Source organism: Pseudomonas sp. Irchel 3E19, from assembly GCF_900187585.1.
In the GTDB taxonomy this organism is placed as follows: domain Bacteria; phylum Pseudomonadota; class Gammaproteobacteria; order Pseudomonadales; family Pseudomonadaceae; genus Aquipseudomonas; species Aquipseudomonas baetica.
Window position 1 is genome coordinate 40162 of sequence record NZ_FYDT01000011.1, and the last position, 15227, is coordinate 55388.

The 15227-nt window shown below is 58.6% G+C and carries 18 protein-coding genes; 1 reads left to right on the top strand and 17 read right to left on the bottom strand.

Translation table 11 applies throughout. From position 1 onward, the window contains the following. Positions 1-60: 60 nt before the first annotated feature. The 14 genes from CKW18_RS09605 to CKW18_RS09670 all read right to left on the bottom strand — a co-directional run bounded on the left by CKW18_RS09605 (position 61) and on the right by CKW18_RS09670 (position 11324). Entirely contained in the window at positions 61-699 is a 639-nt protein-coding gene (locus CKW18_RS09605) for a TetR/AcrR family transcriptional regulator (RefSeq protein WP_095188580.1), read from the bottom strand. A 454-nt stretch (positions 700-1153) separates the two neighbouring features. Then, entirely contained in the window at positions 1154-1945 is a 792-nt protein-coding gene (locus CKW18_RS09610) for a TatD family hydrolase (protein WP_095188581.1), read from the bottom strand. A 15-nt stretch (positions 1946-1960) separates the two neighbouring features. Further along, positions 1961-2317, bottom strand: coding sequence for a PilZ domain-containing protein (locus CKW18_RS09615; RefSeq protein WP_095188582.1), 357 nt, complete (start codon positions 2315-2317; stop codon positions 1961-1963). A 42-nt stretch (positions 2318-2359) separates the two neighbouring features. Further along, entirely contained in the window at positions 2360-3343 is a 984-nt protein-coding gene (locus CKW18_RS09620; protein WP_095188583.1) for a DNA polymerase III subunit delta', read from the bottom strand. Next, positions 3336-3968, bottom strand: a complete 633-nt coding sequence (tmk, locus tag CKW18_RS09625; RefSeq protein ID WP_095188584.1) for a dTMP kinase — start codon at positions 3966-3968, stop codon at positions 3336-3338. The genes CKW18_RS09620 and tmk overlap by 8 nt, the downstream gene beginning before the upstream one ends. A gap of 19 nt (positions 3969-3987) precedes the next feature. Next, positions 3988-5163: an endolytic transglycosylase MltG gene (gene mltG / locus CKW18_RS09630; protein WP_095188585.1), complete on the bottom strand. Its 1176-nt coding sequence runs from the start codon at positions 5161-5163 to the stop codon at positions 3988-3990. A gap of 3 nt (positions 5164-5166) precedes the next feature. Next, positions 5167-5982: an aminodeoxychorismate lyase gene (gene pabC / locus CKW18_RS09635; protein WP_095188586.1), complete on the bottom strand. Its 816-nt coding sequence runs from the start codon at positions 5980-5982 to the stop codon at positions 5167-5169. Beyond that, complete coding sequence (gene fabF, locus CKW18_RS09640; RefSeq protein ID WP_095188587.1) at positions 5982-7226, bottom strand: beta-ketoacyl-ACP synthase II; 1245 nt, start codon at positions 7224-7226, stop codon at positions 5982-5984. The genes pabC and fabF overlap by 1 nt, the downstream gene beginning before the upstream one ends. A 108-nt stretch (positions 7227-7334) precedes the next feature. Then, positions 7335-7571, bottom strand: a complete 237-nt coding sequence (gene acpP, locus CKW18_RS09645; protein WP_003175607.1) for an acyl carrier protein — start codon at positions 7569-7571, stop codon at positions 7335-7337. 196 nt (positions 7572-7767) lie between these two features. Next, complete coding sequence (gene fabG, locus CKW18_RS09650) at positions 7768-8508, bottom strand: 3-oxoacyl-ACP reductase FabG (RefSeq protein WP_095188588.1); 741 nt, start codon at positions 8506-8508, stop codon at positions 7768-7770. 16 nt (positions 8509-8524) lie between these two features. After that, entirely contained in the window at positions 8525-9463 is a 939-nt protein-coding gene (fabD, locus tag CKW18_RS09655; protein ID WP_095188589.1) for an ACP S-malonyltransferase, read from the bottom strand. 122 nt (positions 9464-9585) lie between these two features. After that, positions 9586-10596 (bottom strand): phosphate acyltransferase PlsX, encoded by a 1011-nt coding sequence (gene plsX, locus CKW18_RS09660; protein WP_095188590.1) that lies wholly within the window; start codon positions 10594-10596, stop codon positions 9586-9588. A 4-nt stretch (positions 10597-10600) separates the two neighbouring features. After that, positions 10601-10783 carry a 50S ribosomal protein L32 gene (gene rpmF, locus CKW18_RS09665; protein WP_003179396.1) on the bottom strand — a complete coding sequence of 61 codons (183 nt, stop codon included), beginning with the start codon at positions 10781-10783 and terminating at the stop codon, positions 10601-10603. A gap of 13 nt (positions 10784-10796) precedes the next feature. Further along, the gene (locus CKW18_RS09670; RefSeq protein ID WP_095188591.1) at positions 10797-11324 is read right to left on the bottom strand and encodes a YceD family protein; all 528 of its coding nucleotides are present in this window, start codon (positions 11322-11324) and stop codon (positions 10797-10799) included. 105 nt (positions 11325-11429) lie between these two features. Between CKW18_RS09670 and CKW18_RS09675 the strand changes: the two genes are divergently transcribed. Next, positions 11430-12008, top strand: coding sequence for a nucleoside triphosphate pyrophosphatase (locus tag CKW18_RS09675; protein ID WP_095188592.1), 579 nt, complete (start codon positions 11430-11432; stop codon positions 12006-12008). 94 nt (positions 12009-12102) lie between these two features. Here the strand turns inward: CKW18_RS09675 and CKW18_RS09680 are convergent, their stop codons facing one another. From CKW18_RS09680 to rluC, 3 genes are read right to left on the bottom strand one after another with little or no spacing between them, the layout of a single operon-like run. Next, the gene (locus CKW18_RS09680; protein WP_095188593.1) at positions 12103-13092 is read right to left on the bottom strand and encodes a S49 family peptidase; all 990 of its coding nucleotides are present in this window, start codon (positions 13090-13092) and stop codon (positions 12103-12105) included. A gap of 24 nt (positions 13093-13116) precedes the next feature. Next, positions 13117-13779, bottom strand: coding sequence for an HAD-IA family hydrolase (locus CKW18_RS09685; protein ID WP_095188594.1), 663 nt, complete (start codon positions 13777-13779; stop codon positions 13117-13119). Beyond that, a complete protein-coding gene (gene rluC / locus CKW18_RS09690; RefSeq protein WP_095188595.1) occupies positions 13766-14725 on the bottom strand; it encodes a 23S rRNA pseudouridine(955/2504/2580) synthase RluC in 960 nt (319 codons plus the stop codon). The genes CKW18_RS09685 and rluC overlap by 14 nt, the downstream gene beginning before the upstream one ends. Positions 14726-15227 lie beyond the last annotated feature (502 nt).

Below are 15227 nucleotides of genomic sequence, written 5' to 3' on the forward strand. Positions count from 1 at the left end.
ATATTCCTGCGGTACTGCGCCATGTAGCGAAATCATGGCGCAATAAGGGAGGTGAATGGCTCAGCTGCTCGGCGTTTCCGAGTCGCGCTTGCGCTTGTTGCCCATGCGCACGCCGATATCCATCAGGAACTGGAAGAAACCTTCCTGATCTTCCAGCACATTGCTCCAGAACGGCGAGTGATACAGCGCCACCGCGCCATGCACCAGCGCCCAGGATGCGCAGTAGTGGAAGTACGGCGGCACATCTTCGAGCTTGCCTTCGCTGATGCGGCCCTTGATCAGCAGGGTCAGGCGTTCGAAGTTCGAGGCACGGATCTTGTGCAACTCCTCGACCATTTCCGGCACCTGATTGCCCTTGACCACCTTCTCTTCGAGGCGATCGAACAGGCGATAGCGCTGCGGGTCACGCATGCGGAATTCGAAGTAGGCGCGGGACAGTGCTTCCTTGTCCTTGTCGACATCGGCCGAATGCAGCAGCTCGTTCAAATCGCGCTCGTAGTCGAGCATCAGGCGCAGATAGATCTCGGCCTTGGACTTGAAGTGTTTGTAGATCGTGCCTTTGCCGATACCCACGGCATCAGCAATCATCTCGACGGTGACACTGTCTTCACCTTGGTCGAGGAACAGCTTGAGCGCGGTATCGAGAATTTCTTGCTCGCGGCGACGAAACTCACGGACCTTACGAGGTTCTTTGTGCATAAGAAAAGGTCTGAAGGGTCAAAATTCGAAGCCGCGTATTATGCCTAACTTGCGCAAAAATGCACGGATCATCCGACCATATCTGTGTTTCTTGTTCGTTTTGAGAACGTTTTGGGCGCAATGAGAACTCAACTGAAGCGAACGTATTCCAAATTTGTTTAAAAACCCCGACCGGCTCACTGGACTGCACGCCAGACTGATCAATACTTGAACTGTCGGGCGGCATCTCCCCCAAGTGCCGCGCCGATAAAGGTACCAAGGGACCGCGTGCCTTTGTTTTACTCCTAATGGTCTTAACCCGGATTCACCCCCCAGAACCCGGGTTTTTTTTGCCTGCGTTTTGACCTTTATCCGAGCCACCTGGATATCAAACCTGTAGGAGCTGCCGCAGGCTGCGATCCTTTGATCTTGCCTGTCAAAAACAAGATCAAAAGATCGCAGCCTGCGGCAGCTCCTACAGGGCAGATTTGACGGAGGCCAGCGGGAACAGGCGCTTGAAGTTCTCGGTGGTCTGCTCGGCAAATCGCTCATAGTTTTCGCCACGCAGCATCGCCAAAAACTCCGCCACTTCGCGCACATACTGCGGCAGGTTCGGTTTGCCGCGATAAGGGATAGGCGCCAGATAGGGCGAATCGGTCTCCACCAGCAGGCGATCCGCCGGGACTTTGCTCGCCACATCACGCAAGGCGTCGGCATTGCGGAACGTGACAATGCCCGACAGCGAAATGTAATAACCCATGTCCAGCGCCGCTTTGGCCATCTCCCAGTCTTCGGTAAAGCAATGCAGCACTCCGGCCTGGGGCAATGCTGCTGCACGCAGCAGCTCAAGGGTATCGGCGCGGGCGCCGCGGGTATGGATGATTACGGGTTTGCCTGTCTGCTGCGCGGCTTGCAGGTGCAGGCGGAACGACTCCTGTTGCAGCTCGGCGGCTTCCGGCTCGTAGTGATAGTCCAGACCGGTTTCACCGATCGCCACCACTTTTGGATGATTGAGTTCATGCAACAGCCAGTCCAGTGCCGGGGCTGCGCCCGGTTGCACGTCCAGCGGATGCACGCCGACTGAGCAATCAACGTCGTCATAACGCTCAGCCAGGGCTTTGACGTCGGCGGCGTTGTCGGCGCTGACGCCGATACACAGAAAGTGCCCTACTCCGCGCTGCCGGGCAGCATCGAGTGCGGCATCCAGCGAGCCGTCGTGGGCGGCGAGGTCGAGGCGATCAAGGTGACAATGGGAATCTACGAGCATAAAAAAGACTGCAACTTACATCGTATGAGTGGGACGGTCGGACTTGAGGGCTCCGGCCAGATGGGTTTCGATGCGACTGCGGGCGGTGTTGTCGCCATCGTTGAACTGCACGCCGACACCCGCCGCGCGGTTGCCTTGCGCACCTTTGGGGGTGATCCAGGTAACTTTGCCGGCCACCGGAATCTTCTCTGCTTCATCCATCAGGTTGAGCAACATGAACACCTCGTCGCCCAACTTGTAGCTCTTGTTGGTCGGGATGAACAGGCCACCGTTTTTGATGAACGGCATGTAGGCGGCATAAAGCACCGACTTGTCCTTGATGGTCAGGGACAGGATGCCGTTGCGCGGCCCCGGGCTTATCGGTTCATTCATGTTGACCTCCACTGCTGATGTTCAGAGTCTAGGTACACATTCTTATCTTTGGCCAGGCAATCCCGCCCATTGCACCAACAGCGCCTCCAGCAGCAACGCCGGATTCAGGTTAGCCTTGCTCATGACTTTCTGCCGCTGGGCAAGAATCCAGTCCTGAATATCGAGGACTTTGCCCTGCGCACTTTTCTGCGCGAGGTACTGCACAACCTTGCGCATATCGGTCAGACCCAGGCCAGCTTCATCCTGGGTCAGTTGATAGCGCAAGATCAGGTTCGACCAATCGCAGAACCAGTCGAACAGCCGCAGCATCGGAATACTTTTCCATTCCTCGGCCAGTTGCGTCGGCGATTGCTGCTGCTTGAGCAGTTTCTTCACCCCTTCGACTACCTGCGCACGCTGGTCGCGAACACCTTGGGATTGCAGGCTGACCGCTGCCAGCGGCGAACCAGCCGCCAGCGTCAACAGTTCGACACGCTCCTCTGCGGAACACTCCGGCAGCGCCTGGGCCAGCCATTGCAGGCTCATGGCCTCGCCCGGCAACGGACACGCCTGCTGCACGCAGCGGCTCTTGATCGTCGGCAGCAATCGGCTTGGCTGGTGACTGACCAACAACAGGACGGTATCGCCAGACGGCTCTTCAAGACTCTTGAGCAAGGCGTTGGCGGCGTTGATGTTCATCGACTCCACTGGCTCGATCAGCACAACTTTGCGCCCGCCCAGTTGCGCGGTCTGCACCACGAAACTGACCAGATCGCGCACCTGATCGACCTTGATTGCCTTGTCGGCTTCTTCCGGCTCGAGAATGTAGTTGTCCGGGTGGCTCCCGGCCCTGAGCAACAGACAGGATTTGCACTCGCCGCACGCTTCGGGCGTCGGCCGCTGGCACAGCAGACTGGCCATCAGCCGCTGCGCCAGTGCCCGTTTGCCGATCCCGGCCGGGCCATGCAGCAGATAGGCGTGGGCGTGCTGTTTACGCCCGGCCAGTTGCTGCCAGAGGCTGTCTTGCCATGGGTAGGCCTCAGCCACGGGCCAGCTCCAACAAGTTCGGCAGCAAAGTATCCAGCGATTGTTGAACCTTGGCCAATGGCTGACCGGCATCAATGCGCACATAGCGCGCAGGATCGGCTTCAGCACGCTTGAGGAACGCACTGCGCACCGCTTCAAAAAACGCCCGACCTTCCAGCTCGAAACGATCAAGGCGACCACGCGCACTGGCACGGGCCAGACCGATTTCCACCGGCAGATCGAAAATCAGCGTCAGGTCCGGGCGCAGATCACCCTGTACAAAAGCTTCCAGCGTGGCGATACGCTCCAGCGACAGACCACGGCCGCCGCCCTGATAGGCGTAAGTCGAGTCAGTGAAACGATCACACAGCACCACCGCGCCACGGGCCAACGCCGGGCGGATCACCTCGGCCAGGTGCTGGGCACGCGCGGCAAACACCAGCAGCAGCTCGGTGTCAGGGTTCATGACTTCGTCGGCCGGGGCCAGCAGCACGTCGCGAATCCGCTCGGCCAGCGGCGTACCACCGGGCTCGCGGGTCAGCAGCACCTCGACCCCCGCAGCGCGCAGGCGCTCGGCGAGGTATTCGCGGTTGGTGCTTTTGCCGGCGCCTTCCGGGCCTTCCAGGGTAATAAACAAGCCAGTCACAGGCAGTCCTTAATCAAAGTCATTGCGTGTTTTGTGGTGCGGTGGCATCCGGGGTCGGCGCGGATTCCTGAGGCGCAACCGGCGGTAACGACCCCGGCGTGGTATCCGGTGATGCCGCCGGGATCGAGTCTTCGCCTGCCGGAGCGGCTTCGGGCGTGGCCACTGGCGCGGGGCTCGAGCGGTAATCCGCGCGGCGCTTGAGCTGGAATTCACGCACTGCACTGTTGTGTGCATCGAGGTCGTCGGAGAACACATGGCTGCCATCGCCACGGGCCACAAAGTAGAGGCTGGTACCTTCCACCGGATTCAGCGCCGCATGAATGGCTTCACGCCCGACCATCGCAATCGGCGTTGGCGGCAAACCAGGAATCACGTAGGTGTTATACGGCGTCGGCTCCTTGAGATGAGCGCGGGTCAGCTTGCCGGTGTAGCGATCACCCAAACCATAGATCACCGTCGGGTCGGTCTGCAGCTGCATGCCCAGCGCCATCCGACGCACAAAGACGCCGGCAATCTCACCACGTTCCTGTGGCACGCCGGTTTCCTTTTCAACCAGCGAAGCCATGATCAGCGCTTGATAAGGTTCCTTGTAAGGCGCATCGACGGAGCGCTTTTCCCATTCCTTGGCGAGCACTTCGTCGAGACGGTCAAAAGCCTTTTTCAGCAGTTCGGTATCGGACACACCGCGCACGAAGCGATAGGTATCCGGGAAGAAGCGGCCTTCCGGGAACAGGCCCTTATGGCCAAGCTTCGCCATGACGTCGCTGTCGCTCAAACCGTTGAGGGTCTGTTCGATTTTTTCGTCTTTCGCCAAAGCAGCGCGTACCTGATGGAAATTCCAGCCTTCGACCAGGGTCAGGCTGTACTGAACCACGTCGCCACGCTTCCACGAGTCAATCAGACCATTGACGGTCATGCCTGGCTGCATGCGGTATTCACCGGTGTGAATGGGCGTACCGGCGAGATTGAAACGCCAATAGATCCGCAGCCAGAAAGCGTCCTTGATGACGCCATCGCTTTCGAGTCCAAGGAAGGTACGGGTCGGCGTGGAGCCTTTGGGCACATCCAGCAGTTCTTCCTGCGTGATGTTCAGGGGCTGTTCCAGTGCGCAGTGAATCTTCCAGGCGCTGGCGCCCAACAGCAGCCCTGCCAGAACCAGTCCGGTTTCCAGCAGCAGCAAAAATTTACGTCTCACAAATCAGGCATCCAGTAGGGCGCGGGCAATGGTTTGCAGTTTACGGGTGAGCGGGCCAACCGGCCAGCTCAGTGCAGCGTAGGCGCGTACCGGCCAGACGCCATACACGCTGTTGCAGACAAACACTTCATCGGCCCATTGCAGCTGTTCGAGGCTGATGTCGGCGATTTGGCTGGGGATGGCCAATGACGCGGCCTGAAACAATATTTCCGCGCGCATCACACCGGCCACACCACAGCGCTTCAGATCGGGGGTGACCAATACACCGTCACGCACCAGAAACAGATTGCTGAGCACGCCTTCAATGACCCGGCCGGCCTGATCGAGCATCAAGCCTTCGGCGTGTTCGCTGTCTTGCCATTCGGCGCGAGCGAGCACTTGTTCCAGTCGATTGAGGTGTTTGAGTCCTGCCAGCAAAGGCTGTCTGGACAAGCGGGTGCTGCACGGGAACAGGCGAATGCCTTGTTCAGCATGCACAGCGGGATAAGCGGCGGGAGGATTGCCTTGCAGAATACGTCGGCCCGGCGCCGCGGGATCGGGCGCATAACCACGCAAACCGTCGCCACGGGTGAGGATGAGCTTGAGCACGCCCTCGCCCATCGCTGCCGCGTAGCTCAGCAGTTCCTGGCGAATCAGTTCGATATCGGCCGCGATGGCCAGACGCGTGCAGCCCTCAGCCAGTCGCGTCAGGTGTCGATCCAGCAATAACGGTTGGCCGCCACGCACGGCGATGGTCTCGAACAGACCATCGCCGTAAGCCAGGCCGCGATCTTTCAGCGACAAAGCGTCAGCCGGTTGACCGTCGACCCAGCTGTCCATCAGCCTGCGAACCGACGGAACGCCAGGGTGCCGTTGGTGCCGCCAAAACCGAAGGAGTTGGACAGCACGACATCGATATCCATAGTGCGCGCGGTGTGCGGCACAAAATCGAGATCGCAGCCCTCATCAGGCTCTTCGAGGTTGATGGTAGGCGGTGCGACCTGGCTGTTGATCGCCAGCACACTGAAAATCGCCTCGACCGCCCCCGCCGCACCCAACAGGTGACCGGTCATGGACTTGGTGGAGCTGACCGCCAGTTTGTAGGCGTGATCGCCGAACACCGACTTGATCGCGTTGGCTTCGGCAAGGTCACCGGCCGGAGTCGAAGTGCCGTGGGCGTTGATGTATTGCACTTGATCAGCGTTGATTTTTGCATCGCGCAGCGCATTGGTGATGCAGCGCGCTGCACCGGCGCCATCAGCAGGTGGCGATGTCATGTGGAAAGCATCACCGCTGGTACCGAAACCGATCAGCTCGGCGTAGATGGTCGCACCACGCGCCTTGGCGTGCTCGAGCTCTTCCAGCACCAGCGCACCAGCACCATCGGACAGAACGAAACCGTCACGGCCCTTGTCCCACGGACGGCTGGCGCGAGTCGGTTCGTCGTTGCGGGTCGACAGCGCACGGGATGCGCCGAAGCCGCCCATGCCCAGACCGCACGCGGCCATTTCGGCGCCGCCGGCAATCATCACGTCGGCTTCGTCGTACATGATGTTGCGCGCCGCCATGCCGATGCAGTGCGTACCGGTGGTACACGCTGTGGCGATGGCGTAGTTAGGCCCCTGGGCACCCAAGTGGATGGACAGGAAACCGGAAATCATATTGATGATCGAGCCTGGCACGAAGAAGGGCGAAATTCGACGCGGGCCCGTCTCATGCAGAGTACGGCTGGTTTCTTCGATGTTGGTCAGACCGCCGATGCCCGAACCCATGGCCACGCCAATGCGTTCACGGTTGGCGTCAGTGACTTCCAGACCGGCATTGCGCACGGCTTGGAAACCCGCCGCGAGACCGTACTGAATGAACAGGTCGAGCTTGCGCGCTTCCTTGACCGACAGGTATTCCTCGACATTGAAGCCTTTGACCGAGCCGCCAAAGCGGGTGGAATAGGCAGAAAGGTCGGTGTGTTCGATCAGACCAATGCCACTGCGGCCAGCCAGAATGCCCTGCCAACTGCTCGGCACATCCGTGCCCAGTGGCGACAACATACCCATACCGGTGACTACGACGCGTCTACGCGACACAGCACTCTCCTTTTTCAAATGACGATTTTGCATCAGGCCTAAAGAAAAAACCGCACGCCATGATGGCAGTGCGGTTTTTCCATGACAGCAAACAACGATTACAAACTATTACGCCTGGTGGCTAGTAACGTAGTCGATTGCAGCTTGTACAGTAGTGATCTTCTCAGCTTCTTCGTCAGGGATTTCGGTCTCGAATTCCTCTTCCAGAGCCATCACCAGCTCAACGGTGTCAAGGGAGTCGGCACCCAGGTCTTCTACGAAGGAAGCGGTGTTAACCACTTCTTCTTCTTTAACACCCAGTTGCTCGGCAACGATTTTCTTGACGCGCTCTTCGATGGTGCTCATACCTTGTTTTCACTCCTAATGGACAAATTCAGGCAGCTGGCCAGTGGGTAAGTGTATAGAAAGACTTTTCAGCTTTTCAACTGAAAGCTTCACTCCTCAAACCCTGCGGCCCTCTGCCTATAAATAGATTGCAGCTTTATAACGGATTTTAGACAGCTCGTATGACATTTTTTTGAAGCAATCCGTCACATTTTACTTACATGTACATCCCACCGTTCACCGGGATTGTAGCCCCAGTGACGTATGCCGCACCGTCGGATGCAAGAAAAGCGACCACAGACGCGATCTCTTGAGCTTGCCCCAGACGACCCAGCGGAATCTGCGTCTGCAAGGCTTCACGCTGTGCTTCCGGCAGCTCGCGAGTCATATCGGTGTCGATAAACCCTGGGGTTACCGAGTTCACCGTAATCGAACGCGAACCGACTTCACGCGCCATTGCACGGCTGAAACCTTCCAGACCGGCCTTGGCGGCTGCATAGTTTACTTGGCCTGCGTTGCCCATGGCACCCACCACCGAGCCAATACTGATAATTCGACCCCAGCGCGCCTTGGTCATGCCACGCAGAACGCCCTTGGACAGGCGATACAGACTGTTCAGGTTGGTATCGATCACGTCGTACCATTCATCGTCTTTCATGCGCATCATCAGATTATCGCGGGTGATACCGGCATTATTCACCAGAATCGCCGGCGCACCGAACTGCTCTTGAATGCTCGCGATGACCTTGCTGACCGATTCGTCGCTGGTGACATTCAGTTCCAGACCAGTACCCTGAATACCGTGCTCTTTCAGCGTAGCGGCAATCGCCTCGGCACCCTTGGCAGAGGTCGCGGTGCCAATAACGATGGCGCCCTGACGACCCAGTTCCAGTGCGATAGCCTGGCCGATACCGCGGCTTGCACCGGTGACCAGTGCAACTTTACCTTGCAGACTCATGCAAGCTTCTCCTGATTCAGGCTTGCGCTGCGCGAGCGGCAGCGAAAGCGTCTGGGGTATTGAGGTTGGAAGTCGCAACGCCTTCGGCGCAGCGCTTGTTCAGACCGGCAAGCACCTTGCCCGGCCCGCATTCGACCAGATTGGTCGCGCCCTTCGCGGCCAGAGTCTGTACCGACTCGACCCAGCGAACTGGCTTGTACAGTTGTTCGAGCAGATCACGCTTGAGGGTTTCCAGATCGGCCGGCACTTGGGCGCTGACGTTCTGGACCACCGGGATCTGCGGCGCCTGCCAGTCGATGGCAGCAATGGATTCGGCAAAGCGCTCGGCAGCCGGACGCATCAGTTCGCAGTGCGACGGCACGCTCACCGGCAGTGGCATGGCACGTTTGGCACCACGGGCCTTGCAGCCTTCGATGGCGCGCTCAACAGCAGCCTTGGCACCGGCAATCACGACCTGGCCGGGCGAATTGAAGTTCACCGCGCTGACCACTTCGCCTTGCGCAGCTTCAGCACAGGCAGCCAAAACGTCAGCATCTTCCAGACCGAGAATGGCAGCCATGCCGCCCTGCCCCGCTGGAACCGCTTCCTGCATCAACTGGCCACGGCGCTCGACGAGCTTCACCGCGTCAGCCAGTGTCAGGCTACCAGCAGCAACCAGCGCGCTGTATTCACCCAGGCTGTGACCGGCGACGAAAGCCGGACGCGCACCACCTTCAGCCAGCCACAGACGCCACAGGGCGATCGAAGCGGTCAGAATGGCCGGTTGGGTTTTGTCGGTCTGGTTAAGCAGCTCTTCCGGGCCCTGCTGGGTCAGTGCCCACAGGTCATAGCCCAGAGCATCGGATGCTTCTTTGAAAGTGTCGAGGATCAGCGGATGTTGCGCGCCCAGCTCGGCCAGCATGCCGAGGGACTGCGAACCCTGTCCTGGAAAGACGAATGCGAGGGAAGCAGACATGTAACAAGCCCCTAATGATCTTGTCGTCGGAAATGACGCCCCGCTGGGGGACGCAAGAAACTGACAGTTGGATGACCCTTTGAACCGGGCGGTCACATTTAAGCATTGTCCGACGAAAACGCCTAAGACAACAAATCCTCCAGACGACCGTGGAGGCGCTCGGGAAGATTTTCCTGAATCTCGATCAGTGCGCGGGAAATCGCACTCTGAAAGCCTTGCACCCCAGCCGAACCGTGGCTCTTCACTACGATTCCCTGCAAACCGAGGAAGCTTGCGCCATTATGTCGCGCCGGCGCCAGATCAGCCTGCAAGCGCTTCATCAGTGGCAACGCCAGGGCACCGATGGCACGGGAGGCAAGATTTTTCTTGAACAGCGCTTCGATGCGCGCAGCAATCATCGTCGCCAGACCTTCGCTGGACTTGAGCAGGATATTGCCGACAAAGCCGTCACACACCACGACATCAGCCTCGCCGCGATACAAGCCATCACCTTCGATGAAGCCGATGTAGTTGATGCCTCGGGCAGCCTGCAACAGCGTCGCCGCCAGTTTGACCTGCTGATTGCCCTTGATGTCCTCGGTACCGATGTTCAACAGCGCCACGCGCGGACGGGGGATACCCAGCGTCTGCGCCGCCACCGAACCCATTACCGCAAATTGCAGCAGATGTTCTGCGCTGCAATCGACGTTGGCGCCAAGATCAAGTAACTGGCAATAGCCTTTCTGTGTCGGGATTGCAGCAACCATCGCAGGCCGGTCGATGCCAGGCAATGTCTTCAGTACAAATCGCGACAGCGCCATCAGCGCACCGGTATTGCCGGCGCTGACACAAGCCTGAGCCTTGCCATCACGCACCAGCTCAAGGGCGACACGCATCGACGAATCAGGTTTGCCACGCAGGGCCTGAGTCGGTTTTTCATCCATGGTGATGACTTCGCTCGCCGGAACGATCGTCAGGCGCGCGCGATCGGCAGCCGATTGGCCGTTGATCAATTCTTCAAGAAGAGAGGGTTGACCGACGAGGGTCAGGTGCAGCGAGGGCGTAGCAGAAAGGCAAGCAAGGCTGGCCTCAACAATGCTGCGGGGACCGAAGTCCCCGCCCATTGCGTCAATCGCGATGACTTGAGCAGACAAGTGATTACTCGTCAGCGCCCTTGTCGATCACTTTACGGCCACGGTATACGCCTTCTGGCGATACGTGGTGACGCAGGTGAACTTCACCAGTGGTTTTTTCTACAGACAGGGTGCTAGCCTCGAGAGCGTCGTGCGAACGGCGCATGTCACGGGCAGAGCGGGATTTTTTGTTCTGCTGAACAGCCATAATTGATTAACTCCTAAACGTTTGGGTCACGCTTTAACTGCGCCAATACACTGAACGGGTTGGACCGCGTTACCTCGTCCTCGCTCGGTTCGGGCTCATCTGCTCCCGCCGGCTGCTGGCATTCTTCCGGATGATGAGCAGGCACAATGGGCAAAGCGAGCAAAAGCTCTTCCTCGACCAGTGACTGCAGATCCAATGGATCTTCGCCCAGTTCCAGCACGTCATAACCTTTCGGTAACGACTGGGTATTCGCACCCTCCTTCACTACAGCGTAACTGCATTCGCTGTGGATCGGCAGGGTGACCAGCTCAAGACAACGCTGGCAAACCATTTTGACTTCGGTGTCGATAAAGCTGTGGATCACCACAGATTTACGTTCATCTCGTTCAAAAACGAATTTCGCCTGCACCGTACCGACATTGTCGGAAAGCGGGTCGCAGAGTCTCTTCAAATCGGCCAGCAGCAGTTCACCTTGAAGGGTGGTGCCACGGTCAGCCAATTTGCGCGGGTCAACGTGAGGTGGAATCGGGTCATTCAACATAGGCGCAGCATTATAGGGATGCACCCACCCATGTCAAAGGAAATTGTGCCCTGTCCGTCACTTGCGTGTGTCCGCTAGAATTCGTGCCTGCCTCAGGAGACGCGAATGCTGCCTTTATTACTCGCTTCAAGCTCGACTTATCGCCGTGAATTACTCGCCCGCCTGCACCTGCCGTTCGTCTGCAGCTCGCCGGATATCGACGAAAGTCACCGCCCGGGGGAATCGGCAATCGAACTGGTCAAACGCCTCGCAGAACAGAAAGCCAGGGCGCTGGCCGACAGCCACCCCGCTCACCTGATCATCGGCTCCGACCAGGCGGCCGTCCTCGGCGAACAGATCATCGGCAAGCCGCACACCTTCGAGAAGGCCCGCGAACAGCTGATGGCTGCCAGCGGCGCCAGCGTGACCTTCCTCACCGGCCTGGCCCTGCTCAACAGCCAGACCGGCCAATGCCAGGTCGACTGCGTGCCATTCACCGTGCATATGCGCCAACTCGATCAGGCGCGCATTGAGCGCTACTTGCGCATCGAACAACCTTATAACTGTGCCGGCAGCTTCAAGGCTGAAGGCTTGGGCGTAAGCCTGTTCCAGTCCACAGAAGGCTCGGATGCCACCAGCTTGATTGGCCTGCCGCTGATCCGCCTGATCGACATGCTGACCGTCGAAGGCGTGCCAATCCCCTAAAAGCAAAAGATCGCAGCCTGCGGCAGCTCCTACGGGGGAATGAGTAACCCTGTAGGAGCTGCCGCAGGCTGCGATCTTTTGATCTACCGGCGATTTAACGCAACGAAGGCCCGTGGAAACCCATCCACATCGCCAACTGCTCGGCCACACTAGCACCGAGCTTCTTCGAGAAGCGATCGAACGGCGACTCCTGGACAGTGAAATCGACCAGTTCTTTCTCGCCGATCACGTCACGCGCCACCGAACTGGCATTACCCAAGCCATCGATCAAGCCCAGCGGCAGCGCCTGCTCGCCCGACCAGACCAGCCCGGAGAACAGCTCCGGATGCTCTTTGTCTTTCAGGCGATCGCCACGACCCTGCTTGACGCTATTGATGAACTGCTTGTGCGTGGTATCCAGCACACCTTGCCAGAACGCTGTTTCTTCAGGCTTCTGCGGCTGGAACGGATCGAGGAACGACTTGTGCTCGCCGGACGTGTATGTGCGACGCTCGACGCCAAGCTTTTCCATGGTGCCGACAAAACCGTAACCGGCCGCCGTCACACCAATGGAACCGACCAGACTCGCCTTGTCGGCGTAGATCTGATCCGCCGCGCTGGCGATGTAGTAAGCACCGGACGCACCCAGATCGGAAATCACCGCGTACAGCTTGGTATCCGGGTGCAGGCCACGCAAACGCTTGATTTCGTCATAGACATAACCCGACTGCACCGGACTGCCACCGGGGCTGTTGATCCGCAGGATCACGCCCTTGACCTTCTTGTCTTCAAACGCCGCACGCAGACTACCGACGATATTGTCGGCACTGGCCGGCTCTTTGTCGGCAATGACGCCAGTGACATCGATCAATGCGGTGTAGTTGGGCCCGCGCGTGGCGCTCTTTTCCATGTCCATCAGCGGCGTGAACAGAATCAACGCAACAAACAGATAAACAAACGTCAGCAGCTTGAAGAAAATCCCCCAACGCCGCGAACGACGCTGCTCTTGCACACCGGCGAGCAGGGTCTTTTCCAACAGCTTCCAGCTTTTCTCGTCACCGCCGTCGGCACTTGCCTTGGCCGGTGCTTTCCATTCGTCGGTCATGCCATCCACCCCAGCAAAAACGTATTAAGCCTGCTTCCCCAGCCAGGCATGCAATTCGGAAAAACGGTCGATCGACAGGCGCGGCTCGAACTGCTGCAGCGACTCGATCGATTGCGCACCATAGCTGACAGCCACAGAATCCATTCCCGCGTTACGCGCCATCAGCAGATCAAAGGACGAATCACCGACCATCAACGCCTGCTCCGGGCGCACACAACAATGAGCGAGGATCTGCTCCAGCATCAGAGGGTGCGGCTTGCTCGCAGTTTCATCGGCAGCGCGAGTGATATCGAAATACTCTTCCCAGCCATTGGCCTTGAGCACCCGATCCAGCCCGCGACGATTCTTGCCGGTAGCCACCGCGAGGTGATAACCCTGCTCGCGAAAGGACGCCATCGACTCGACTACACCTTCGAACAACGGCGAAGGCACGGCTTCTGCGGCGATGTAGTGATCGGCGTAATACTCGCGAAACGCGGTCATCTCGGCATCACTGATTTCGGGATACAAGGTGCGAATCGCTTCGGGCAAGCCCAGACCGATAATGCCCTTTACGGCAAAATCATCACGCAACTCGAAACCGGAGCGCCCGGACGCCGAGTGCATGGCCTCGACGATCCGATGAATAGAGTCAGCCAGCGTGCCATCCCAATCGAAAATCAGCAGTTTGTAATCAGATGGGCGCACTCAATCGCTCCACGGTCTTGGCCCACATTTCGTCAACCGGCGCCTGCAAGGTCAGCTTGCCACCGTCGGGCAGCGGCACGGTAAGCATGTAAGCGTGCAGGAACAGGCGCTTGCCGCCCAGATCGCGGATTTCCCTGGTGAAATCGTCATCGCCGTACTTGCTGTCGCCAGCGATGCAATGCCCGGCGTGCAAGGTGTGGACGCGAATCTGGTGAGTACGCCCGGTGACAGGCTTGGCCTCGACCATGGTGGCGAAGTCGCCGAAGCGACGCAGCACCTTGAACACGGTCAGGGCTTCTTTGCCTTCATCGTTGACTTCAACCATACGTTCGCCAGAACGCAGATTGCTCTTGAGCAACGGCGCACTGACCTGCTTGATCGAGGTCGCCCAGTTGCCACGAACCAGCGCCATGTAGCGCTTGTCGACGCCATCGCCACGCAGTTTTTCGTGCAAGTGACGCAGCATGCTGCGTTTCTTGGCGATCATCAGCAGGCCGGAGGTGTCACGGTCGAGGCGATGAACCAGCTCCAGCTCCTTGGCGTCCGGACGCAACTGACGAAAGGCTTCGATGACGCCGAAATTCAAGCCGCTGCCGCCGTGAACCGCAATGCCGGCGGGCTTGTTGATCACAATCAGGGCTTTGTCTTCGAAGACAATCGAGGCCTCCAGGCGCTGCAACAAGCCTTGGGCCAGAGGCACCGGCTCGTCACGCTCAGGCACGCGAACCGGCGGCACGCGCACGATATCACCGGCCTGCAGCTTGTATTCGGGCTTGATCCGACCTTTGTTCACCCGTACTTCGCCTTTGCGCAAAATGCGGTAAATCAAGGTCTTGGGCACGCCTTTGAGCCGAGCGAGGAGAAAATTGTCGATTCGTTGGCCGGCATACTCCGGCGAGACTTCAAGCAGTTGAACGCCTGGAGTCGAAGGGGCAGTAGTTGTCATGCCGCGGATGATAACAATTTTTATGGAATTGAAGCACTTAATCATTGCTGCTATAGTCGCGAACGCCGCCAAAAGCGGCCTGGACAGCGGCACCACGGTCAAAAACCGGCCCTGACCAACGCAATTCACCAGGACGCGAGGCCGTCCTACGGGGCTTTCGCTACGTAACGGTGGAGTTTGCAGTTGTAACAAGCGCAGGTGACATGAGGCCTGAATTACACCGTCGAGCAGAGTTTTTACTCGCCTGACAGGCACACATTCAAGGCCAGTTCACAAAGTGCAGTCAGCTGCGAATGACCCCGAGCGAACGCTTCGGAAACAACGCCTAAATTAGCCATGATGCGTGACCTCCCCTTTCGGAGCTCACGGTAAATGCCAACCCGCTGCGGATTCTGCGCGCGGCAGCACCCGAATTATCAGGGATACGTGTAGGGTGGAGATGCACAACCGCTGGACTGTGTAGCAATAGGCTTTATCAAGACGCTTCATCTCGTCCACAGCC

What these genes read in the sequence shown, in the direction of transcription:
- CKW18_RS09670 (WP_095188591.1), bottom strand. Translation starts at nt 11,324, where the DNA reads ATGTTGAATGACCCGATTCCACCTCACGTTGACCCGCGCAAATTGGCT.
- CKW18_RS09605 (WP_095188580.1), bottom strand. Translation starts at nt 699, where the DNA reads ATGCACAAAGAACCTCGTAAGGTCCGTGAGTTTCGTCGCCGCGAGCAA.
- fabD (WP_095188589.1), bottom strand. Translation starts at nt 9,463, where the DNA reads ATGTCTGCTTCCCTCGCATTCGTCTTTCCAGGACAGGGTTCGCAGTCC.
- CKW18_RS09610 (WP_095188581.1), bottom strand. Translation starts at nt 1,945, where the DNA reads ATGCTCGTAGATTCCCATTGTCACCTTGATCGCCTCGACCTCGCCGCC.
- fabG (WP_095188588.1), bottom strand. Translation starts at nt 8,508, where the DNA reads ATGAGTCTGCAAGGTAAAGTTGCACTGGTCACCGGTGCAAGCCGCGGT.
- pabC (WP_095188586.1), bottom strand. Translation starts at nt 5,982, where the DNA reads ATGGACAGCTGGGTCGACGGTCAACCGGCTGACGCTTTGTCGCTGAAA.
- rluC (WP_095188595.1), bottom strand. Translation starts at nt 14,725, where the DNA reads ATGACAACTACTGCCCCTTCGACTCCAGGCGTTCAACTGCTTGAAGTC.
- rpmF (WP_003179396.1), bottom strand. Translation starts at nt 10,783, where the DNA reads ATGGCTGTTCAGCAGAACAAAAAATCCCGCTCTGCCCGTGACATGCGC.
- CKW18_RS09675 (WP_095188592.1), top strand. Translation starts at nt 11,430, where the DNA reads ATGCTGCCTTTATTACTCGCTTCAAGCTCGACTTATCGCCGTGAATTA.
- acpP (WP_003175607.1), bottom strand. Translation starts at nt 7,571, where the DNA reads ATGAGCACCATCGAAGAGCGCGTCAAGAAAATCGTTGCCGAGCAACTG.
- CKW18_RS09615 (WP_095188582.1), bottom strand. Translation starts at nt 2,317, where the DNA reads ATGAATGAACCGATAAGCCCGGGGCCGCGCAACGGCATCCTGTCCCTG.
- CKW18_RS09680 (WP_095188593.1), bottom strand. Translation starts at nt 13,092, where the DNA reads ATGACCGACGAATGGAAAGCACCGGCCAAGGCAAGTGCCGACGGCGGT.